A 21,237-nucleotide genomic window follows, 5' to 3' on the forward strand; every position below is an offset into this window, starting at 1 on the left:
CCTCCACGACGTAGCCTCATCCGGTTCGGCCACAACCACTCGGGGACGCCGCAGGCCCATCCTGTGGCCTGGCGACCGGTCCGTCCATTCGCTTCCCCTCGCCCCTGGTCGCCTGCTTTCGTAAGCTGTGGTGCACGATTTGCGCACCACATGCGATACACGCACTTACCAACAGGGAAACGCAGCAATGGCTCATACGATCGTAATCTTTGGGGCTTCGGGCGACCTGACCAGCCGCAAGTTGGTTCCGGCTCTGTATCGGATGTTCGCCAAAAACCGACTGCCTGAATCCTCCCGAATCGTGGGCGTGTCGCGCAGCCAGTTCGAACACCAGCAGTGGCGAGAATCGCTGCGAACGAGCACCGAGAAGTTCGTGGGCAAGTTTTTTGATGCCGAAACTTGGGCAGCGTTCAGCGAGAACATTTTCTATCACCCCGGCGATATCAAAACGCCAGCCGATTTCACATCGCTGGCCACGTTCCTTGATTCGATCGAAAGCGACAACTCCGCTGGCCGTGTCTATTACCTTTCGACGATGCCACAGTTGTACGAAGAAGCGATCCAGCAGCTTGGCAAGGCTGGCTTAGCGGACGACACCAATGGCTATCGCCGCGTCATCATCGAAAAACCGTTCGGCACCGACTTGGCGACCGCGCAAGCGTTGAACCATTCGATCCACGGTGTCTTTCGGGAAGACCAGATCTATCGCATCGATCACTACCTAGGCAAAGAAACCGTACAGAACATCTTCGCGTTGCGTTTCGCGAATTCCATCTTTGAACCGATCTGGAATCGCAATTACGTTGACCATGTCCAGATCACGGTGGCGGAAGAAGTCGAGATCGGTCGGCGTGCGGGTTACTACGACACGTCGGGCATCCTGCGTGATATGTTCCAGAACCATCTACTGCAATTGATGATGATCACGGCGATGGAGCCACCGGCACGATACGACTCGGCGCTGGTGCGTGACGAAAAGGTGAAGGTGCTGCATAGCATCCGCAAGATGACGGGCGGTGACTTTGCATCCAATACCGTGCGCGGCCAATACGATGGCTACCTGAAGGAAGAGGGCGTGCCCGCCAACAGTCCCACCGAAACGTTCGCGGTGCTGAAATTGTACTGCGACAATTGGCGTTGGAAGGACGTGCCGTTCTTCTTGCGAAGCGGAAAGGGAATGTCCTGTCGCACGACCCAAATCGTGATTCAATTCAAGAACGTTCCTCATATGCTGTTTGGCGGCAAGACGCGTGCCCCGGTCGGCAATCGATTGGTGATGCAGGTCCAGCCGGCCGAAGGAATCCAATTGCACTTTGAAACGAAGGTGCCCGATTCCGAAATGAAGACGCGGACCAGCACGTTGGATTTCAGTTTCAACCAGGCCAGCGGCGGCGAGTTACCCGATGCGTATCAACGTTTGCTGATGGACGCGATTCAGGGTGACGCCAGCCTGTTCGCGCGCAGCGATGAAGTCGAACTGGCGTGGGGAATCATCGATCCAATCATCTCGGCTTGGCGAAGCCCGGCGGCTCCGCCGCTGCACAGTTACGAAACCGGATTGTGGGGCCCCACCGAATCGACGCAGTGGATGGAAGATCAGAAACGTGAATGGTTTGACGTTTGCCCGGTGCTGAAGTAGGGATTCGTGCGGACACGCTTGCTCGGGACATGTTTCGTAGCGGAAGTCGTCAAGACTTTCGGGGATCCCTGTTGAAAACGTGTTTCAGCCTACAGCGAATCGTTCTAGCGAAACTTTGACCGGGATGGCGGGGTTCTAAGAGTGTGCAGTTTTTGCATGCTTGTCTAACTTCGCTGATTTCGGGAGAAATTTTCCATGGTTCTTTCACGCATCACGCTAGCAGCATCCGTCTTTGCGCTCACTCTATCCACTGCGGTGGCTCAGCCTCCCGAAGGTCGTCGTGACCGTGGTCGGCCCGATTTTGGACGCGGTGGTCCTGGAGGCCCCGGTGGTCCCGACGGGCCATCGCCCGAAATGATGCGGCGGATGATGCCGCTGTTTGCAGCCCTAGACGCTGATCATGACGGCAGCATTTCGGAATCAGAAATCAAGGATGCACCGACGGCCCTGCTTCAACTGGACGCCGACAAAAGTGGATCCCTATCGGCCGAAGAAGTTCGTCCACGTCGACCAAGCGGTGATGCAGAAGGTCGACCGATGGGGCGGGGTGATCGTGGACCTCGCGGTGGCGATGGTGATCGTGGCCCCCGTGGTGGCGATGGGGATCGCGAACATGGCAAACCTGGTGACCACGACAACATGCGTGACGGACGACAATCGCGAGGCGAAGGCGATCGCGAGACACGTCCGCGCGGCCCAGGACGCCCCGATGGGGTAGGACGTCCCGATGGACCAGGACGCCCCGATGGACCGGGCCGGCCAGGTCGCCCCGAAGGACAAGGTCGCCCCGGCGATGACGGTCGTCCCGATGGGGAAGCCCGTGGCCCGCGTGGCGATGGCGATCGCGGCGAACTGTTGTCGCGAATGTTCAAGGCCCGCGACGAAGATGGCGATGGCAAGCTTAGCGGTGACGAAATTCCTGCGCCGTTGGCTGCACGCATGGAACGGATCGACAGCGACAAAGACGGCTCCATTTCCAAAGATGAAATGGAAGAAGGCCTGACGCGCCGGCGGGAACGCGGTGGACGGGGACCAGGCGAAGGATCCGGACGCCCGGGATCCGATCGCCCTCGTCGCCCAGGTGCACCATCAGGCGACAAGTCGGCTGAATAGTTTGCCGTCGTTTCACCAGCCGCTTGGCCAGATCAAGCGGCTGCGAACTGCTGGCACACTCGACCGCGACTACCGCAGCGAGATCGCTTGCTGCAGTGGCTCCAACACGCTGCTGATCAGGTACTCGTCGATCAGGTCGCGGCACAGGCCGGCCAGTCGTTCGAATTCTTTGGCGTAGGTTTCATCGGCACCCAGGCTGTCGTATCGACGTACCGTCAAATAGACGCTGATCTGTTCTTCACCGAATTCGCCGGTTCGAACCTGAAATGCGTTGGTGCGTGATTCAAAACTGACACGGCACTGCGTCTTGCATTCTTCATCCAACGCAAACTGGATCGCAGGTTCGTGCGACAGCAGCTTTCCGTAGGGGACCTGCGTGAACCGCTCTAGCCCCGGTGCGACACCGACGGCTTCGGCCAAAATCTCGTTGTGGTTGCCGCGATAGGCAAAGTCAAACCCGGCCATCACGGACAACGATTCGCAGTCCAGCGGGCTGATCGAAAGATCGTAGGGCACCAGTTCCAGAATCGTACGATGTTGGTCGACGGCGGTGTCGAAGGAATCTGGATTCACGATTCCGCTGTTCACGCGTTTGCCTTCGACGGATGTCCAGCGGTAACCGCCGGCTTCCTTCTCTTCCTCCAAGACATACTCGCCTTTGTCACGCGAGTAGAAGTTTTGCATTTTCGGAAAACGGCGTCGCACCTGTTCAAAGTAGTGCAATACGGACTCGCGTCCCTGAGGCAGCTCCATCTCGGTCGAAAGATTCATGTTCAGGTAATAGTCGTCGCTAAGTGCGCCGTATCCGCTCATTCAGTCCTCACTCGTACAGGTTCGCCCGGGAAGACACTCGGCCACGCCTCGTGCCCATCGCCCCCGCAACGTTTTGTCTCGGTTTCAGTATAGACGCGCCGCATCGTGGGAAGAACCTCCGTCGGCCTAGGGTTTCCCGCTGAATTCCTAGCCAGCCCCAATCATACGGGGTAAAACCGACAGGTTGCCCAGATCCAACCCTCCGGCTGCCGGGCCGCCAGCGGGCGAATTATGACCGGAGAACGTGGTGTCGCTCAACAGCGGGGCGGCCGGGAAGGCGACGCCGCAGGGCTTTAAGGATGCTGTGAGGAACCTTGGAGCCGGTGTTGCAACGTTCAAGCCGCTTGTTTGGTTCCCGTGGCACCCATTATCAGGTAGGTCGTCAACAGCGTGGCGGCTATCGCACTTTGCGGGGTCCAACTGAGGAAAATCCCCAGCAAAACTTGATCAAATTCCATTTGCAACTTGCTGCCGACCAGCATTGCGATCGCGATCAGTGCAAATGTGATGGGGATCAGCAGGGTGACTCTGCGTTGCCAAGGCCACCGATACGGGACCATCGCCAAGGCCACCAACGAGATCGGTCCCAACGCGTAGATGATCACCAACGTGATTGGGTGGGCCGCCAATCGGCTGATCACCGCCGCGACGATGGTAGCCAAGGTGGTCGCGATCATCAGTCCTCGAAGGCTGAACTGGATCGGCGCAGATTTTCGTGTTTGGCTACCCATTTCGGTATTGGCGACTTCGTGGCTGGCGACTTCGGTGTTGACGACTTCGTGGCTGGCGATTGCCTCAACGACATGATTCAGAAAGTCTCGCTTCCAAACCGCCACGCATCCCATCCCGCCGCCGACGATCAACCCGATCATCAAGTTCAACAGCATGTTGGGGTAGTCCGCAAATAGTCCGCCGTACTGGTTGCCGGCTTCCCAGACGATCCAAGGGAATCCGATCGCCGAATTCATCGATCGCGGTCGTCCGACCAACCCGGACCAATCCGATGAACGAAAGAAATAGGACACCGCGTTGGCGGCGGCCATCAACATGGCGCCGACGGCCGTGCCCCGCAGGAACCAGCGAATCCGAGTCGCCGCAGGAAACGCAGGTTGGCGATCGGAGCAGCGCAGTGACGAGGCTTCGGGGAGATTCATGGGGTCGTCTCGCTTTGGTTCCAGTAGACGATCGTCAGACCAGAGTGATTGTACCCGCCTGGGATGGTCGTCACGCACCGCAATGATCGGCTGCTACATCCAGACACGATCACTTCTGTGCCGAGTCATCCGCGGCGATCGCTTGCGCAATCACTTGTCGGGGCACGCCGATACCCACCTCGTGGACGGTGCCCAAGTAGTCGGCCGCTTGGGCTGCCGAGAAGCCAACCTTGGCGGCAACGAACGTGATCGTATGGTCGGCGCGAAATGTGGGCGATCCAGGTTTCCCCGAATCGCAGTCCAGTCCTGTGGGAATGTCCAACGCGATGGTCGTGGCATCCGATGCATTGGCGGCATTAACCAGCGTGGCATAGATCCCCCGCGGGTCGCCCTGGGCACCGGTCCCTAGCAGAGCGTCGACAATCAGATCGGCTCTGTCGAACCGCCCGCGAAGGCTGGCCAGGTCAGCCGTTTCCTGGTCGACGACTTCGATTGGGATCCCGGCAGCAGCGGCGATTTCAGCATTGGTTCTAGCGTCGCTGGGAAGTTGGTTGGCATTGCCCACCGCAACGATTTGGCAATCAATCCCTGCGATCTGCAGATGACGGGCCATCACGTATCCGTCACCGCCGTTGTTGCCTTTCCCGCACAAGATCAGGACTTGGCCGCCGCGTGAGATCGAAGCGATTATTTCGGCAGCACCTCGCCCCGCGTTTTCCATCACAACGATTCCCAGCATCCCCCATTGGTCCATCGCGATCTGATCGACGCGGCGAACTTGGTCTCGGGTCAGCGGTGGCGTTTTCATCATCGGGCGTTTCATGTCAGGATCCAAATCAGTTTGGAAGGGGAGCGTTCGGCAAGACTGCCAGCGAGGATGCGAGCTATCTTTCCTTCGAATCGAATTGGGCCGATAATGAAAGGCCTAGCGTTTTGTCTTGATGCAAGCTTCGGGTAGCCGATCTGGCCAGAGATCGGATCCGATCGGCGATCGATTCCACGTGCCCATCTTAAAAGGCGGTTTCTACGATGCCACTCTACGAATACGAATGCAAATCGTGCACCCAGGTTGTCGAGCTGCTGATCCGGTCTGCCGAGGATGAACGATCCGCGAAGAACGCTGGAATGCAGTGCCCCGAATGTGGGAAGTCGGATTTGGAACGCATTTTCAGCGTTCCAGCCAGCCCGGCAGTCAAATCAGGAAAGTCGTTACCGATGGCAGGCGGGGAAAGCTGTGGTGCGCCACGCTGCTGTGGTGGAGGCTGCTGAATTGGGGGCCTAATTCAAATTGCTCGCGCCCGCTCGCTGACGAGAGCGTCCAGCTTACGACAGCCTCGGAGAGGCGAAAGCATCCTGCCGGTGGCCTCGGCCACCGGATTTGGCAGCCCCTCATGATCTTCTCGGCCGGGCCGAAAAGATCATGATTGCATCCGTCATCGCTATCCGTGGGGCCCACCCCACTACAAAGAGCTGCCGCCGCTCCGCGGCTAAGCTGGACGCTCGCTCACACGCCTGCGACTCACTCAATCACCAGACCCCAGCCGTCCGGTCGAATGATGTGAATCACCGCAGGCCTGGCGTGCTGCCGTAGAACGCCATTTTTTGTCGAAACTTTGCCTGACTGAAGTGGTTTGATGTGTTGGTGGCAAATCATTTCAACTGCGTCCGGTAGACTGGCTGATCAACCTCCTTCCCCAATCCATTTGAAAGTTCGCTTGGCCGTTAACGAGTCGACCGCGTTGCGTTATCAACAATCCGATCCGGATGTTCGGTTGATGCTGCGCGTCCGCGACGACGACGCCGGCGCCTTTGCTGAACTGGTGCAACGATATGAGGCGAGATTGGTACGCTTGATGCGAACGATCGGTCCACGAAACGACCTGGCGGAGGATCTGGCTCAAGAGACGTTCATGCGAGTTTTTCGAGCTCGCAAGACTTACCAGCCGGGTGCCAAATTTTCGACTTGGCTGTTCACCATCGCGGGGAACGTTGCCCGCAATTCGGCACGTTCGTTGGGGCGGCGTCATGAAGTGAACGAGGTCGACGCGCCACGCGGACCGGCGACCGAAAGCAACGCACAATTATTGGCGTCGACCGCATTGGACGCCAGCGGAATGATGCCCAATCGGATCGCCGAGGGAAGTGAGCGAGCGATGATCGTGCGAGCCGCCGTCGAGGGGCTTAGCGAGCGACAACGCATGGCGATGATGCTGTCGCGATTCGAAAACATGAGCTACGTCGAAATCGCCGAAACCATGGACTTGACCACCAAAGCGGTCAAGTCGCTGCTGAGCCGCGCACGCGTGAACCTAAAAGAGAGCCTGCAGAACTACATCGAAAATGGTGTTCTGGGGACACCGGACGAGGATGCTGTTTCCAGCGACTACGACGAGGGCGACGAATGATGACTGCGACGATCGCCGACGACATGCCGTTGGACCCCGACGATGAATTGCTGGTCGCCTATCTTGACGGCGAACTGGAACGAAGTGACCGAACGGCGCTGGAAAACCGATTGCTGGATGACGAAACGCTTCGTGTCCGATTGCAAGAACTCCAGTCCGGCTGGGACATGTTGGAAGCGCTTCCCAGCGAAGCCCCCAACACCAAATTGGTCGAAACCACGCTTGAATTGGTGGTCGCTGACCTCGTCAAACATTCGCCGCCCAAAAGGTCTTGGCTGAATCGATACCGGTTCCCGTTGGGGGTTGCGGCAAGCTGTGTCATCGCGATCGGACTAGCGGTTATCGTGACTCAGTGGGTCAATCGCGCCCGTTTCAATCATGAACTACGTGGACTTGCGATTGCCGAATCGCTGGACGCCTACAAGTACGACGTCGATCTGGATCTGATGCGACAACTCTCGCGCGATCAGGAATGGTTGCACATGGTCCATGCGTCACGTTCGCTGGACGGAGTAACCGAAGAACCGGTGTCGATTGCCGACATTCCGCTAGATGAACGCGAAGCAGCCATCACGGCCTTGCCCGTCGAACAGCGCAGCCCGTTGTTTTCGCGTTGGGAACGCTACAACCAGTTGGACCCGCCGACACGAAAGAAGATCCAATCGTTGGCCGATGTGGTTGCCCAGCAAACCGATGCGGAACAACTGCTGGACACCATGCGAGCCTATGCGGTGTGGCGAGAGAGCTTGCCGACCAAGTTGGTCGACGCGATCGAAGGCAGCCAGGGGCAATCGCAACGTGATGCGATCAACCAGGGAATCAACGAGACGATGATTTCGATCTCGGAACAATCCAGTCGCAAGCTCAGCGACGAAACCATCGAACGGATCTATTTCGCGCTGCGTAAAATCCTAGATCGACGTTTGCAAAAGCTGACAGCTTCGCAAAAAACGGACTATGCCGAATACGAGCAACGATTCGGTGGCGGACGCGGTGTTGATTGGTTCCTGCTGTTTGTGCTGTTTGGTCATTCTAGCGAACGGTCGGAAAAGATTCCGGCTCCGAAATTCTTGCCCGATCGGGAACATCTTCGCAGCGACGAATTGGACTACATACGTCTGATCCTTAGCGACAATGATCTGGAGACCTTGCGAGTTTCGACCGGCGGCGACGCGTTGCTGAACACCATGATGTTGACCACCTGGGCCGAGGAAGCGATTCGCCGAAAGTCGCCTCGACCGCGTCGCAATCGAGAATCGTCTTTAGAAAAGTACCTGGAAATGCCGTCCGATCGACGCGACGAATTCGAACTGCTGCCGCCCGATCGAATGCTAGAAGAACTCAGCAAACCGTGGGGCCGGTTTTCCGGCTAATGCAGATCGCAGGCGATCTTGCCATCCAGCCCGGTCACCTGCGGGTTCCCGCGTTCTGGCGATCGACGCCAGCAAAAAACGGCTGGGCGGCTAGATTGATCCGCAGCGGGATAGGGGCGTCCGACGAAAACACGTTGCATTTTCAGTGGATGGATTTTGCCAGTTACAGCGGCTTGCACCGGATGCGATCGCTTCACTGCAAATTATTCATAAAAATCTTCTGGACATGTTCCATTTTCTCAGATCACAACTAGTCTTCGAAGAAGTGACAGGCGGGCAGTCGGTCGATAGGGGTATCAAGACAGCTGCCCTGCGATGCCTGTCACAAATTTCCTATGCACGGGAAAACTGATGCATTCCAAAGGGCAATTCTATAAGTGAACGATGGGGCAGATTGAATCACTTCGATCTAGGCAAAGTGTCCATGCAGCATCCACCGATATCTCGGTAGCGATCGCTCGGCGGACACGGGCGAAATCGAATCGCGAAAGATCCACCACCACTGACCACGATCGGTTTCCACCCGATAATAGTCACGGCGAATGGACGGACCTTTCCACCAACCGGTTTCGATTCTTTCGGGCCCCCAAGAACGAATGACTTTGTGAGTCACACCTGCGACTCGCAAACCGTTCGGCAACGACGGACGCTGCGTATCAGCAAAGAACCCATCTTTGTCGAAAGCAATCGTCAGAGGCACAGGACGAGACAACAGGGCCACCGGTCTGCGCATCGCATCGGCTGGTGATGGAGCCCATTTAGGATTTTGAGACAACGAACCCGATGTCGCAGCAGAAATGGAAGCTCCGCTATCGGGAGGATTCAATCGATTGCGGCGAGCCACACGGCTGCGAAGCTTTTGATCATAGGACCGCTGTGATCGAGACCCTGGGCGTCCGGAGAACTGTTTTCCGGCCACCTCGTTTCCAGCGATTTGGTTTCCAGCAAGCGGTACAACAAAACAGGAATTTTCAGGCAACGGATCGTTCGACAATTTGACTTCGACCACCGCGTTTCGGCCGAGTCGACCACTGAGCGAATCGACCAAGCGACTGATGGAAGAACCACTGAGCGACTGCAACGAGTCATCGCTCGAAGAATCGAATAATGAAGTTTGAACCGTTCGTAGCGGACCGGTCAGCGGCACCGAAACGGTGATCCGATCGACCGTGCCGCGTAAACGAATTTGTTCGAGACGATGGATCAGCAAACCACTTAGATGCTTTGCGTCGGCGGACGGCGCAAATAAACCGATATCAATGGTTCGTGGCGGGTGGACCGAAAGGTCCAGGCGACATGTCATGCGTAGTGCCCCACGTTGGCATGTCGCCAAGCCCGCCCTTACCATTTGAATCAACCGCTCGACCCGATCGACCAAGATGGGCAAGTCCGTCGTCGGGTATTCCAGCGAAAGCGTTTCGCTATGACAGACCTCGGCGTGGAAGGCTTTGACCGGTTCGGCCACTTCGCCCAATGCGTGTTCGATACGCCGAACCAAGTGGATGCCCAATCGAGGTGCCAAGCCGCTGCGTGGCAAACGCAACAACTGGCCCACCCTTTCAATCCCCAGCCGGGCCAGCGTGTGGACGGTTTCCGGTGCAATCCGAAGGGAATCCACGGGCAACGGTTCGATGGCTTGACGATTGGTTCCCGGCGGCACAATGAAACAGCGGTCAGCGGCAGCGTGCGATTTCGCGATCCGCGTGTGGGCCACCGCCCAGGCGGCTCCGAACGAATCCGCAATCGCTAACCGGCCAGCCAACCCCAACGATTCCAGCAGGTCCGTCACCGCGACCAACAAGCCTGATTCGCCACCGAAGAGGTGTGCGGCACCATCGATTTCGCACCACAACGATTCGCATTGATGACGTGGGTGCCCAGCCCAAGGATGGATATCAAGCGATTCGATGGCGACCAATGGTGATATTTTCTGCTGCATCCACCAAACCACTTGGTCCAGCGATTGCCGGTCCAACAGGGCGTCGTGTTTTTCGATCAGCAACCCCGGGATCGATGCCGCCAAGCACATTTCGCGCGCTTGGGCGATCGACATTCCAGGGCGGATTCGTGCCGCCCGAACGCGCGGACAGCAGGCAGCCACCAACCGGCCCCGACGAGCATCTTGGTTCCACAACAAGAGGGGCGGATTTTCCGAGGTGTCGCCAGCGCCGGAATCAGCATCACTGTCGCCTGTATCACTGTCGCCTGTATCACTGCCGCCTGCATCACTGTCGCCTGCGCTGCGATCGCTGACCGAATCAGGCCCGTCGGCGATCGGCTGCTGCAGACGTCTCCTTTGGATGGGCCAATTCGGAAGCCAGACGCACAGCAGCCTTTTCATGAGATTCCGTCCTGGTCGAATCAATTCGTGGGGAGGAAGGGTTAGCGGCCGTGATCAATCGGCCGTGATCATCGATTCGAACCCAGACATTCTTGCCGCCCGTTGCGCCACGGGAACGGTCCAAGGTGACACGGAGCACCGGGTGGGATTGGTCCTGAGCGTCGCTGCGGGGCTTCGCCAATGCGACATGGAATCGCGTCTCGGCAAAGCTGGGGCGGCCACGATTCGCGATCGGGCGAACCAATAGCCCCGGTGTTTTGCCGGTTTCAGAAGCCAGCTGGAATCGCCGGGCATCCCGGTCGTCCAACTGTGCTCCGACGGGTGCCCACACCGCCGACACCGACGAACATCGCAGCGATTGGTCGATCGCCCACACCGCATCGGCGTGGCAGCTGGGCCGCACCCAAATGATCCGGTCCGCAGGGATCCCGAGCGATACAGCCGCCGGCGGAAAAAAATCGGCTTCGCGAGCCACCACGACCAACGGCCCGGGGTGGCGGGCCAGCCGTCCAGCGGCGATCACCAGCGACAGGGTGGCGGCGACACAGCTGGGGTTCTCCGCGATCCATTCGATGACCGAATCGACCTTCAGCCCCCGGCGTGGCAACATCGCATCAAGATCATCGTTGCCAGAGGAGAAAGTTTGGACCGGCGGACCGGCTTGGTCGGCAGTCGTGATGCAACCGGCCCGGATGCGGAGATCACGAAGAACTTGGTCGCGAGTGGGCGAGACGGCGGCCGGGACCGGCGCCGGCGGCTGGCGAACCGAGATCGACTGGTTATCAAACTTACAACGCTGCGCTTTGGGGTGGCCGGGAAGGAACGCTTGCCCGCCCTCGCCACTCCCCCTAGTTTGCCGCAATCCGCCCCGCTCATGGGTGGAGAGTGGGTGTTGTTCCTGGAGATCCGAGATCGACTCGCGAACCGAGATCGACTTGTTATCCGAGATCGACTTGTTATCGGGCAGCAAACGGTGATCCGCGCCCGGAACCGTGATTTTTGGAGCCTTGGAATGGCTGGCCCGCTTTTTCGACACTACCCGGCTGACCGGCGGTTCGGCGAAGGCAAAGGTTTGCTGGAATGCCACAGTTGCGCCTCCCGGAAAGGATGCCGTGGGGTAAAGTCGAAGCGGAGGTTAGATTGATGGACGCCCGAAACGGAGCGTTCAACGAGATGCTCTTGGTGTGCCAGTCTTCCCTTGGTGGGAACATTGGCCGCTGGCAGGGCTCCGTACCGGCTGGCCAACGACATCATCAATGCTAGCAAACCAATGCACCTGCGTACAGTAATTTAAAATCGGCTCTTGGGACAATTCGCATGCAGAAAATTCGCTGGTTCTTCCTGATCGTTGGCATCGTGCTGGCCTTAGCGATGGCTCTCCAGAACAACGAACCCGCCGACATTCGGCTACTTTGGCTCGACGCCCAGTTCCCGCTTTCGGTGCTGTTGATCGTGGCGACGGCGGTCGGATTCCTGTTCGGGGCTCTGTTGACCGCGTCGATGCTGCGTAGCCGAAAGGCGGCTGCGAAAGCCAAAGCGGCAGCCAAGCCAGAATCAAAGCCAAAGCTGGAACCATCGCCTTCGAATCCATCAACCGATTCGCCGCTGTAATAAGCCGCTGTAATAAGCCGCTGAAACAAAGCGGTCCACCGACGGGCTCAGGCAGGCGAGTTGGCAACGATCCGGATCAGCCGAGTCCGGTTCAGACACCGGTTTTGCTGGGATTTGGCGTTACCGATCCGGATTAGCGAGCCTTGCGACGGGCAGCAATTTCCTCGCGCCGCTTGGCAGCCAACTCGTACCGCAGCAGCACCAAACGGGCCAGATCGCCCATGTGCTGGACTCCGCCTTCGCTGCGAAGTTGGTTCTTCCGATTGGCCGGAATCGATTCAACCGAGGAACTGCTGCGGGCCTGGACCGCGGCAGTCTTGGAAACTCGTTTCGGCGAAGTGGGTGGCATGGTGGGGACCACGGGCACGATCGCGGGCGAGCCAATTTCGGTGGTCGCATCGAACAACAACATTTGAGTCATCGGTAAGTCTCCGGCAAAAATTTCGTGACCGCCAAGCCACCTTTGGCTCGACGGAACCATTTTTCGCACGCCCCCATGACACGTCTGGTCACAGGGTCAGGTGAAAACTTTTCCGGATCGACGGGATCCCTGGCACCGTGGGGCTGGCCAGAACACCTTTCCAGCAGGGAATTCTGGCGAATCCCACTACAAAAGGATCTTTCCTGGAATCGAACTTCCCCCGCACGGCGTGCGATGGAGCGACAAAATGGGGACCGCCGACCGAACCTGATCGCCGGGAAAATGTCCTGTTTTCCAGTCTGGAACTCGAAGCCCAACGCAGGTGCGTTTTTCGAACACAGGCTATAATGAAGACCGGCTGGAAACGATTTCAGCCTGACACGTCCCGGGACCCGCGTTGGAATTGATCATCGCGGCCAAAATAGGAGCCCCCCTTATCACTGTGCGTGAACCTCACAAGGTCCAAGACGACTCGCCCGAACGCAGTATCTTGGCGCGGCTGATCATGCTTGACGAACCCGTCGAAGCCGATCCGCTGGAAGAACTTCATGGACTGGCAACCACCGCCGGAACCGAGGTTGTTGACGAATTGGTCCAACGCCGACAAACGGCTGACCATTCGACTTATCTGGGCAAAGGCAAGGTCGAAGAACTGCGGCTGATGGTCGAACGCCATGAAGCCGACATGATCATCTTTGACAATGACCTGTCGCCTGCGCAAGTTCGAAATCTAGAGAAGGCCACCGGCGTCAAGGTGCTCGATCGCACCGAGTTGATTCTGGATATTTTTGCGGCCGGTGCTCGCACCCACGAATCCCGGCTGGCCGTCGAATTGGCTCAGTTGGAATATTCGTTGCCACGGCTGAAACGAATGTGGACTCACCTGTCGCGTCAAGCCATGGGCGTCGGCATGCGTGGCCCCGGTGAAAAGCAATTGGAAGTGGACCGCCGGATCGCGCAGAAACGCATTCACGATCTGAAGGCCGAATTGGCTCAGGTCGAAAAACGTCGTCAGCGACAGGTCGCCGCGCGGAAAGAGGCGCCCACGGTATCGTTGGTCGGGTACACCAACGCGGGCAAGAGCACGTTGATGAACGCGCTGACCGAAGCCGGCGTGTTGGCACAAGACAAACTGTTCGCGACTTTGGACACTCGCACCCGACGCTGGCAGTTGCCCGGTTGGGGAACGGTGCTGCTAAGTGACACGGTCGGCTTCATCCGCGACCTGCCGCACTCGTTGGTCGCCAGCTTCAAGTCGACGTTGGAAGAAACACGTCAAGCGGAACTGCTACTGCACGTGGCCGACGCCAGCAGCCCGACGGTGTTCGAACAGATCACGGCCGTCTACGAAGTGCTGAAAGAACTCGGCATCGAAGAAAAAGATACGCTGTTGGTGCTGAATAAAATCGACGCGATCGAAAACCCGGCGGTGCTGAACCGCGTGCTGGACCGCTATCCCAATGCGATCCCGGTCAGTGCACGCAGCGAAAAGGGACTGCAGTGTTTGATCGAATCGGTGGGCGAAGCGCTCGGCCGCGAATTCTTGGACATCGAAGTCGATGTGGACGTTGCCGATGGCCGACTGCTGTCGTATCTATCGGCCAAGGGCGAAGTGCTTTCCCGTGACTTTGGCGACCACATCACGACGGTCCACGTCCGTATGCCCGTGGGTGCCATGGGTCCGATCCACAAATCGGCCAAGGCGATCCGCCCGATCCCACGCGAAGATGGCCAGCCGATCGTCCGGGATCCCAAGGACGTTGACGCGATCGGTCCCGAAGCGACGGATGCGGAATCCAGCGATCAGGATCCCAATAGCCCGGCATGCAATGATTCGACCAGCGACGTCGCTTAGCGCCGCGTCTGGATTGGCCCCGCGAGTTTGCCGTTTCGGCGCTCGCGGTCGGTTGATCGAGTGAGCCGACGGTGGTGGTATCAGTCAATTTCGATGGAGCGGTCTTGTATGCGATTCGACCCCAACGGTGCTGTCGCGGTCGTGACCGGCGCTAGCAGTGGAATTGGGCGATGCTTGTGCGAGCGGCTCTGTGATGCCGGCGCATCGGTTGTCGCCGTGGCGCGGCGCTCGGATCGATTGGCTGAACTATCCAATCGATCTGCCCCCGGATCGATCACCCCAGTCGTTGGTGACGTCACGTTCCCCAAAGTCAGGCAGCAGATCCTGGATGTGGCGAATCAGATTCGCGGCGGGGAAGTCGACCTGTTGATCAACAATGCGGGGATTGGCGCGATCGGTGCATTCGCCGACGCATCCCCCGAACGTCTTCGTCAGGTGATGGAGGTCAATTTCTTTGCACCGGCCGAATTGACTCGCATCTTGATTCCCAGTTTAGGGCGAGGTCGGGCGCCGGTGATTTGCAATATCAGCAGCGTGCTGGGGCATCGCGCGGTCGCCAACAAAAGCGAGTACTGCGCCAGCAAGTTTGCGATGCATGGATGGAGCGATTCGCTGCGGGCTGAACTAGCCCCCGACGGCATCCAAGTCACCTTGGTCAGCCCCAGCACGACCAAAAGCGAATTCTTTGATTCGCTGGTCCACACATCCCCGGATCAGTCATCAGCCAGCATCGGCAGCTGGTCACCCGACCGGGTCGCACGGGCTGCGTTGGCCGCCATCATCGCTCGCCGCAGCGAGGTGATTCTAAGTCTGGGTGGCAAAGCGTTGGTGTACGCCGATCGCTTGTCGCCGCCATTGATGAACCGGATTTTGCGTCGGCGATAGCGCAATACCGGATGCATCGGAAATGCTCGCCGCCGTATAGTATCGGGCGGCATGCCCCTGCGGTTGGGCGGTGCCATTTTGCCTTCCATCCGTCTTCCGAATCGAACTGCGAACGCCATGAAAGCTGCTTACATCGAATCGACTGGTCCTGCCGACGTGATTCAGTACGGCGATCTTCCCGACCCCCAAGTCGGCCCTGGCCAAGTGCTGATCGCCGTGCGGGCTGTTTCGGTCAACCCGATCGACACCTACGTTCGCAGCGGCGCGGTGGCGGCTGATCTGCCGCGACCATTCATCCTTGGGTGCGATGCCGCAGGCGTGATCGAAGCGGTCGGCGAAGGCGTTCACCATGCATCGGTGGGAGACCGCGTCTGGTGTACCAATCAGGGCTTGCTGGGTCGCCAGGGGACGTTTGCAGAGAAGATCGTGATTTCCCAGCAGTGGTGTTTTCCATTGGCAGACGCGGTGTCGTTCGAAGACGCTGCGGCATGCGCGCTAGTCGGCGTGACCGCTCACCTTGGCCTGTTTCGTGAAGCCGAACTACAGGCCGGGGAAACGGTTTTGGTGATCGGCGGTTCCGGCGGTGTCGGGTCGATGGTCGTCCAAATGGCACGATCGGCCGGGGCCCGCGTGATCGCGACCGCCGGCAGCGAAGCGAAGTGTGATGCGGTCCGCAAGATGGGCGCAGACGTCGCCATCAACTACCACACCGAATCGATCGAAGAAGTCGTCAAGCGGGAAGCTCCCCGCGGCGTGGACGTGTTCTGGGAAACGCGCCGCGAACCCGACTTTGACATGGCCGTTGACTTGATGGCAGGACGCGGGCGGATGGTATTGATGGCCGGCCGCGATGCTCGCCCGCCGTTTCCCGTTGGCCCGTTCTACGTCAAAGAATGCTCGCTGCATGGATTCGCGATGTTCAAAGCAACAGCCGTTGAAATGCGAGCCGCCGCCGAAGACATCAACCACCATCTAGCGATGGGAAAAATCAAGGCAAACATCGGCCGCACCCTATCGTTAGCCGACGCTGCCCAAAGCCACCAATTGCAAGAACAAGCGACGCTGCACGGCGGCAGTGAACTGATGGGCAAGATCGTATTGACCGTCAACTGATCACAGCCGCCCAAACGGCCCCATGAACGGATTCACAACTGTCCGCGGAAGATTGCCGCGGCTTTACAGTTGGCGATACAGGGCGTCCGAAAGATCGCCGCCGGACCAATCCAGTTTCACCTGGGGCATTTGGCCGTCGGTCACCAAACTGGTCATCCGGATGGGATGCAGTCCAGCGGCCAACCGAATTGTGGTTGACCTTGTTGCATCGGCTTCATGCCCGAAATCATGGTCGATCAAAATTGCATCGTGAATTCGAACGAACGAAGGTGTCGACGAGGTCAAGTCAAACGTGTAATCACCGGTCTGCGGCACCTTCACGAAGCCGGACCACTGGATCGCGCCGGCAGCGGGTTGCCCGTCCAGTTTTGCCATCGACCGGTCCGCGGTGAACGATGCTGACGTTCCCACTGCGATTTGCTGCAAAGATTTGACTTCGGGAACGTAGGCGAAGTTTCCGGGAAAGAAGGATTGGTCCAGCCCTGGAACCACCGACGCAATTTCAACCGCGGGGATCGCGACATCGTCATACGGACGGGGCGCCGAAGGGTTGGGACGGCGGACCTGCAACACGCGGTCGTGCATTGTCTTTTGCAGGGCATCGAATCGCGGGGAAGTGCCGGCCAGGTTCGTTCGTTCGCCTGGATCGCGAACGACATCGTAGATTTCAAACGGATCATCATGGCTTTGGATGTCGACACGGACGCCCTTCATTCCATCGACAAAGATCGCTTGCTGTTGGCGACGCCGGTGTCCTTGCCGCGACTTCTGAAACGCGTCGTAGTTGGGCGTGCGACCGCTTTGCTGATATTCGACATAGACCTGACCGCCGTGCGAATCGGCTTGCCCCAACAATAGCGGTTGCAACGAAACACCATCGCACCGGGCCGGCGGTGTGGCGCCAGCGATGTCGGCAAAGGTCGCCAACCAGTCATGGAATTGGCTGGGGTTGTGATCGATCGTCGCGGCCGGAATGTGCTCGGGCCACCACGCCAAAGTGGGAACGCGAATCCCGCCTTCCCAAAGATCGCGTTTGATTCCGTCCAATGGTCCAAACGAATCAAACGCCGTCGGTTGGTAGGGCTGATCTTGCAAATACGATTCGGCGTGCGGACCATTGTCGCTGCTGATCACGACGATCGTGTTCTGATCAATGTTCAGATCACGCAATGTCTGCAGCAGGTCACCAACGCAATCATCGATCCGCCGCACCATGGTTGCGAATCGTTCATCCACATCCTTCCAACCGTTGCCGGTGTAATCAGGATGTCGGTACGAATCAATTTCACCATGGGCGGTGTTGATCATGCGTCCCGGTTGGCCGGTCCACTGCACACCCCCGGTCAGTCCGCCACCGTCGGGATAGGCGCCCGTGGGAACCTGAAGAGCGGCATGCGGAGTGTCGTAGGCCAGGTACAAAAAGAAAGGTTGATCGGGTTTCGATTCAGTGTGCTGTTGAATCCAGTGCTTGCTTTTGGCGGTGAACAGGTCCGTCGTGTAGCACTTCGCCAGGTCGGCAGACACTTCGTCATCGTTGGACCAAACCTCTTTGGGGGCACGGTGCTTTTCGCTGTCGCCAAGTGGCCATGATTCGTGCGGATAGTGGATGTGCCCGTCCACGTGGCGAACGTAGCCAAAGAAATCGTCAAAGCCACGTCGGGTTGGATAGGCCGGCCAGTTTTTCGCCGAGTCACCCTCGCCCTGCAGTCCATACTTGCCAACCAATGCGGTGCGGTATCCAGCCTGCTGCATGACCGATGCAATCGTGTGGTTGGATTCCAGCATCTTGTCGAACTGGTTGTCGCGAACCTCGGCATGTCCCTGGTGGGTCCCGGTCAGCAGCGAACTGCGACTGGGGGCACAAACCGGAGCCGGGCAATAGTGGTTGCGAAGCTGCATGCCTTCGGCCGCCATCTGGTCGATGTTCGGCGTATGGATGCGTTTTTCGCCCGCCGCTTCGTTCTGATAGAAGACGCCGAAGTCACCCCAGCCCAGATCATCACAAAGGACGAAAATGACGTTCGGGGCAGCGGCATCCTTGTCGGCAGCCTGCACGCCCGCAGCCGGCAAGAGCAAGACGCTTAGGAATAAAACAGGCAGGACGCGATCGAGCAAACGCATGGTGAAATGACCGGTTTTCAGCGGAATCAGAGCAGTGCAACACAGTGTGCACCAGCATAATTCAAACGCTGATCACCCGGGGGACGGATGAAAAATTGGTCGCCGCCCGCACTGCACTTCGTTTCAGCGCGCGGCTCTGCGTTTCAGCACGCGGCTTCATCAAAGGCCAGGTTGCCCGCACGCTACGGCAGCATTCCGATGACTCGCTGGATGTCATCGGGCAGCGGTGCTTCGAAGGTCTGTGGTTTGCCGGTCTGCGGGTTGATGATCGTCAACTTTCGCGCGTGCAAAGCTTGACGGTCCAGCACCACAGGATCCTCGTCTCCACCGCGACGTCCGGTCTTCAACAACGCCTCGGTCACTTCACTGTGCCCACCGTACAACCGGTCGCATAGGATCGGTGTTCGCAGGTGCGCCAGGTGAACGCGCAATTGGTGCGTTCGCCCCGACTTGGGCACCAGTCGCACCTGGGTGTACCGACCGTGTCGCGAGATCACTTCGTAGAACGTCGACGCTGGCTTGCTGGTCACATGGCCATCGCGGATCGCCATTTTGTCCCGCTGATACGGGTGACGTCCAATCGGCAGGTCGATCACGTCGCGGTCGCGATCGATCGGTGCGTTGGTGATCGCAAAATATTCCTTTTCCGTCGTCCGGTCATGGAACTGTTGCGACAAATGATTGTGGACCGCATTGGTTTTGGCGATCACGATCACGCCGGACGTATCACGGTCCAGGCGGTGGACGATACCGGGGCGAGTAGGCCCACCGACGTCCGACAGCGAATTGAAACGATAGGCCAGCGCGCTGGTTAGCGTTCCTGTCCAATGGCCGCGAGCCGGGTGGACGACCATGCCAGGCGGTTTATTAACGACCACCAATCCATCATCTTCGTACAACACGTCCAGCGAAATATTCTCGGGAACCGTGTCGTCAGTCGGCAGCGGCGGAACCTTGAACCGGATTCGTTGACCCTGTTTCAGTTTCAAGCTGGGCCGACAAACGCGCCCGTCCACTTCGGCGCCATTGTTTTGAACCGCCGCACGAATCTGTGTGCGACTGAACCCGTCGCATGATTGGGTCAGGAACAGATCGATCCGTTCGCCTTCGCCCGATTCGGGAACAACGAAATCCCGGTAGACCGTTTCGGCAACGATCGCTTCGCCATCAACGCCGTCACCGAGTTCATCATGGGTGCCCGCGTCAGCGGAATCACCCGTGGATCCTGGATCGCCCGGCGAACCGTCACCGCGTGGACTATTCGTCACTGGCGGCTTCTGCTTTTTCGGTTCCTGCTGCATCGGACTCTGTCGAATCGGTTTCGGCAGGCTTGGTTTCCGCAGGCGAATCGGTTTCGGCAGCTTCGGTTTCCTTGACGCCTGTTTCGGCACCATCGTCGGCAGGCAATTCCAGGCCGTCTTCGGCTTCCATCACGTCGGAATTGCCACCACCTGGGAGGTTCAGGTCGGGGAGATCCAAATCGGGCAGATCGGGAAGTGCCGAACTGCCGGGCAGTGCGGGTGGCAGGGACGGGTCAGCAGGCGAGAAATCTTGGTCAGCGAACCAAGCCAGGAAGTCCTTGGTCCCCGGTTTGCCGAGGTCGGCAATCCGGTCTTCGCAGATTTCCGTCATCTGCTTCGATTCGCCAATTCCGATTGTTTTTTTGTATTCTTCGATCGCTTCGTCCAGTTCGCCCAAGGATTCGTGGGCGCGAGCGAGTCCGAAGTGACCTCGCGAAAGGAGCAGTGGATCCTTGCTGCCGGCCAGTGCGTTCTCGTACGCAATCTTGGCATCTTCCAGCAACGTGACCGCGTTATCGCGATCCGTGAACAGCGAATCGACGCCGTCGGACAAGAACTGGTTGGCTTGATAAATTTTTGCCCATTCGGCAGCCAAGGTTCCCGCAAAATCTTGGCTAACGCTTTCCAAAACTTCCGTATCGGGGCTATTCATCGCCTCAATCAGGTTCAGCGTCGCGTCGCTACGCTGGCCTGTTTGCTGGCTGGTGTAAAGCATCCAGCCGATTCCAGCGACGATCAGACCGCCAACCACGATGGCGATCAGGCGGGAATGTGGCTCAATCGCTTGGTTTACGCGGTGTAGCCAAATCGCGAGGTCGTTCTGCTGGAGTTCGTGACGTCGATCGTTCATGATCTTCCGTGGTCTTCGATCAGAATAGGCAAACGGGTGATTCGAGCCCGGAAGTATAGAAATGGCATGACTTTAGCGTCAAGGCGGAAGACGCCAGGTTCGCGGCCGGTTCGCGATTTCAACGCTCGTTGACACCCATTCGCTGCCTCGGGGGGGCAGTTCGGACGCCGGGGGCCCGATTCAACAGGGGATCAGCAGCGTTCTAGCCGTCGGCAACACCTCATCGGCATTCGCCAATCGGC

Annotated in this window: 18 protein-coding genes; 9 read left to right on the top strand and 9 right to left on the bottom strand. The window is 58.4% G+C overall.

The window, feature by feature from the left end; all coding sequences use genetic code 11:
• Positions 1 to 187: 187 nt before the first annotated feature.
• Entirely contained in the window at positions 188 to 1,639 is a 1,452-nt protein-coding gene (zwf, locus tag K227x_RS21955) for a glucose-6-phosphate dehydrogenase (protein WP_145172939.1), read from the top strand.
• Between the two features lie 195 nt (positions 1,640 to 1,834).
• Positions 1,835 to 2,752 carry an EF-hand domain-containing protein gene (locus K227x_RS21960; RefSeq protein ID WP_145172941.1) on the top strand — a complete coding sequence of 306 codons (918 nt, stop codon included), beginning with the start codon at positions 1,835 to 1,837 and terminating at the stop codon, positions 2,750 to 2,752.
• 69 nt (positions 2,753 to 2,821) lie between these two features.
• Here K227x_RS21960 and K227x_RS21965 read toward each other — a convergent pair whose 3' ends face one another.
• From K227x_RS21965 to K227x_RS21975, 3 genes are all read right to left on the bottom strand, one after another.
• Positions 2,822 to 3,565: a hypothetical protein gene (locus K227x_RS21965; RefSeq protein WP_145172943.1), complete on the bottom strand. Its 744-nt coding sequence runs from the start codon at positions 3,563 to 3,565 to the stop codon at positions 2,822 to 2,824.
• Positions 3,566 to 3,900: 335 nt separating this feature from the next.
• Complete coding sequence (locus K227x_RS21970; protein WP_246146033.1) at positions 3,901 to 4,719, bottom strand: hypothetical protein; 819 nt, start codon at positions 4,717 to 4,719, stop codon at positions 3,901 to 3,903.
• A gap of 109 nt (positions 4,720 to 4,828) precedes the next feature.
• Entirely contained in the window at positions 4,829 to 5,542 is a 714-nt protein-coding gene (locus K227x_RS21975; protein ID WP_145172945.1) for an NAD(P)H-hydrate epimerase, read from the bottom strand.
• A 206-nt stretch (positions 5,543 to 5,748) separates the two neighbouring features.
• Here K227x_RS21975 and K227x_RS21980 point away from each other — a divergent pair, with 206 nt between their 5' ends.
• From K227x_RS21980 to K227x_RS21990, 3 genes are all read left to right on the top strand, one after another.
• Positions 5,749 to 5,988, top strand: coding sequence for an FmdB family zinc ribbon protein (locus K227x_RS21980; RefSeq protein WP_145172947.1), 240 nt, complete (start codon positions 5,749 to 5,751; stop codon positions 5,986 to 5,988).
• 470 nt (positions 5,989 to 6,458) lie between these two features.
• Entirely contained in the window at positions 6,459 to 7,124 is a 666-nt protein-coding gene (locus K227x_RS21985; RefSeq protein WP_145178277.1) for an RNA polymerase sigma factor, read from the top strand.
• Entirely contained in the window at positions 7,121 to 8,497 is a 1,377-nt protein-coding gene (locus K227x_RS21990) for an anti-sigma factor family protein (RefSeq protein WP_145172949.1), read from the top strand. Before K227x_RS21985 ends, K227x_RS21990 begins: the two co-directional genes overlap by 4 nt.
• Before the next feature lie 409 nt (positions 8,498 to 8,906).
• On the opposite strand, the gene K227x_RS21995 is transcribed toward K227x_RS21990, so the two are convergent.
• Together K227x_RS21995 and K227x_RS22000 are read right to left on the bottom strand one after the other, a co-directional pair.
• Entirely contained in the window at positions 8,907 to 10,838 is a 1,932-nt protein-coding gene (locus K227x_RS21995; protein ID WP_218933440.1) for a DNA polymerase Y family protein, read from the bottom strand.
• Positions 10,756 to 11,925 (bottom strand): ImuA family protein, encoded by a 1,170-nt coding sequence (locus K227x_RS22000; protein WP_145172953.1) that lies wholly within the window; start codon positions 11,923 to 11,925, stop codon positions 10,756 to 10,758. The genes K227x_RS21995 and K227x_RS22000 overlap by 83 nt, the downstream gene beginning before the upstream one ends.
• 230 nt (positions 11,926 to 12,155) lie before the next feature.
• Between K227x_RS22000 and K227x_RS22005 the strand changes: the two genes are divergently transcribed.
• The gene (locus K227x_RS22005) at positions 12,156 to 12,449 is read left to right on the top strand and encodes a lipopolysaccharide assembly protein LapA domain-containing protein (RefSeq protein WP_145172955.1); all 294 of its coding nucleotides are present in this window, start codon (positions 12,156 to 12,158) and stop codon (positions 12,447 to 12,449) included.
• 133 nt (positions 12,450 to 12,582) lie between these two features.
• Here the strand turns inward: K227x_RS22005 and K227x_RS22010 are convergent, their stop codons facing one another.
• Positions 12,583 to 12,870: a hypothetical protein gene (locus K227x_RS22010; RefSeq protein ID WP_218933441.1), complete on the bottom strand. Its 288-nt coding sequence runs from the start codon at positions 12,868 to 12,870 to the stop codon at positions 12,583 to 12,585.
• A 442-nt stretch (positions 12,871 to 13,312) separates the two neighbouring features.
• Between K227x_RS22010 and hflX the strand changes: the two genes are divergently transcribed.
• The 3 genes from hflX (at position 13,313) to K227x_RS22025 (ending at position 16,723) form a co-directional block, all read left to right on the top strand.
• Positions 13,313 to 14,725, top strand: a complete 1,413-nt coding sequence (gene hflX / locus K227x_RS22015) for a GTPase HflX (RefSeq protein ID WP_145172961.1) — start codon at positions 13,313 to 13,315, stop codon at positions 14,723 to 14,725.
• Positions 14,726 to 14,833: 108 nt separating this feature from the next.
• The gene (locus tag K227x_RS22020) at positions 14,834 to 15,610 is read left to right on the top strand and encodes an SDR family NAD(P)-dependent oxidoreductase (protein WP_145172963.1); all 777 of its coding nucleotides are present in this window, start codon (positions 14,834 to 14,836) and stop codon (positions 15,608 to 15,610) included.
• 117 nt (positions 15,611 to 15,727) lie between these two features.
• Positions 15,728 to 16,723, top strand: a complete 996-nt coding sequence (locus tag K227x_RS22025; RefSeq protein WP_145172965.1) for an NADPH:quinone reductase — start codon at positions 15,728 to 15,730, stop codon at positions 16,721 to 16,723.
• A 63-nt stretch (positions 16,724 to 16,786) separates the two neighbouring features.
• Here K227x_RS22025 and K227x_RS22030 read toward each other — a convergent pair whose 3' ends face one another.
• The 3 genes from K227x_RS22030 to K227x_RS22040 all read right to left on the bottom strand — a co-directional run bounded on the left by K227x_RS22030 (position 16,787) and on the right by K227x_RS22040 (position 20,995).
• The gene (locus K227x_RS22030; protein ID WP_145172967.1) at positions 16,787 to 18,844 is read right to left on the bottom strand and encodes a sulfatase-like hydrolase/transferase; all 2,058 of its coding nucleotides are present in this window, start codon (positions 18,842 to 18,844) and stop codon (positions 16,787 to 16,789) included.
• A gap of 182 nt (positions 18,845 to 19,026) precedes the next feature.
• Positions 19,027 to 20,001, bottom strand: a complete 975-nt coding sequence (locus K227x_RS22035) for an RluA family pseudouridine synthase (protein ID WP_315854362.1) — start codon at positions 19,999 to 20,001, stop codon at positions 19,027 to 19,029.
• 100 nt (positions 20,002 to 20,101) lie between these two features.
• Positions 20,102 to 20,995 carry a YfgM family protein gene (locus tag K227x_RS22040; RefSeq protein ID WP_145172972.1) on the bottom strand — a complete coding sequence of 298 codons (894 nt, stop codon included), beginning with the start codon at positions 20,993 to 20,995 and terminating at the stop codon, positions 20,102 to 20,104.
• Positions 20,996 to 21,237: the final 242 nt, after the last annotated feature.

The organism is Rubripirellula lacrimiformis (assembly GCF_007741535.1).
GTDB classification, from domain to species: domain Bacteria; phylum Planctomycetota; class Planctomycetia; order Pirellulales; family Pirellulaceae; genus Rubripirellula; species Rubripirellula lacrimiformis.

Excerpts from the sequence above, each read along its gene's own strand:
- K227x_RS22020 (WP_145172963.1), top strand. The coding sequence starts at position 14,834 with ATGCGATTCGACCCCAACGGTGCTGTCGCGGTCGTGACCGGCGCTAGC.
- K227x_RS22040 (WP_145172972.1), bottom strand. The coding sequence starts at position 20,995 with ATGAACGATCGACGTCACGAACTCCAGCAGAACGACCTCGCGATTTGG.
- K227x_RS21960 (WP_145172941.1), top strand. The coding sequence starts at position 1,835 with ATGGTTCTTTCACGCATCACGCTAGCAGCATCCGTCTTTGCGCTCACT.
- K227x_RS21975 (WP_145172945.1), bottom strand. The coding sequence starts at position 5,542 with ATGAAACGCCCGATGATGAAAACGCCACCGCTGACCCGAGACCAAGTT.
- K227x_RS22010 (WP_218933441.1), bottom strand. The coding sequence starts at position 12,870 with ATGACTCAAATGTTGTTGTTCGATGCGACCACCGAAATTGGCTCGCCC.
- K227x_RS21965 (WP_145172943.1), bottom strand. The coding sequence starts at position 3,565 with ATGAGCGGATACGGCGCACTTAGCGACGACTATTACCTGAACATGAAT.
- K227x_RS22030 (WP_145172967.1), bottom strand. The coding sequence starts at position 18,844 with ATGCGTTTGCTCGATCGCGTCCTGCCTGTTTTATTCCTAAGCGTCTTG.
- K227x_RS21970 (WP_246146033.1), bottom strand. The coding sequence starts at position 4,719 with ATGAATCTCCCCGAAGCCTCGTCACTGCGCTGCTCCGATCGCCAACCT.
- K227x_RS22005 (WP_145172955.1), top strand. The coding sequence starts at position 12,156 with ATGCAGAAAATTCGCTGGTTCTTCCTGATCGTTGGCATCGTGCTGGCC.
- K227x_RS21990 (WP_145172949.1), top strand. The coding sequence starts at position 7,121 with ATGATGACTGCGACGATCGCCGACGACATGCCGTTGGACCCCGACGAT.
- K227x_RS21995 (WP_218933440.1), bottom strand. The coding sequence starts at position 10,838 with ATGAAAAGGCTGCTGTGCGTCTGGCTTCCGAATTGGCCCATCCAAAGG.
- K227x_RS22025 (WP_145172965.1), top strand. The coding sequence starts at position 15,728 with ATGAAAGCTGCTTACATCGAATCGACTGGTCCTGCCGACGTGATTCAG.
- zwf (WP_145172939.1), top strand. The coding sequence starts at position 188 with ATGGCTCATACGATCGTAATCTTTGGGGCTTCGGGCGACCTGACCAGC.
- K227x_RS21980 (WP_145172947.1), top strand. The coding sequence starts at position 5,749 with ATGCCACTCTACGAATACGAATGCAAATCGTGCACCCAGGTTGTCGAG.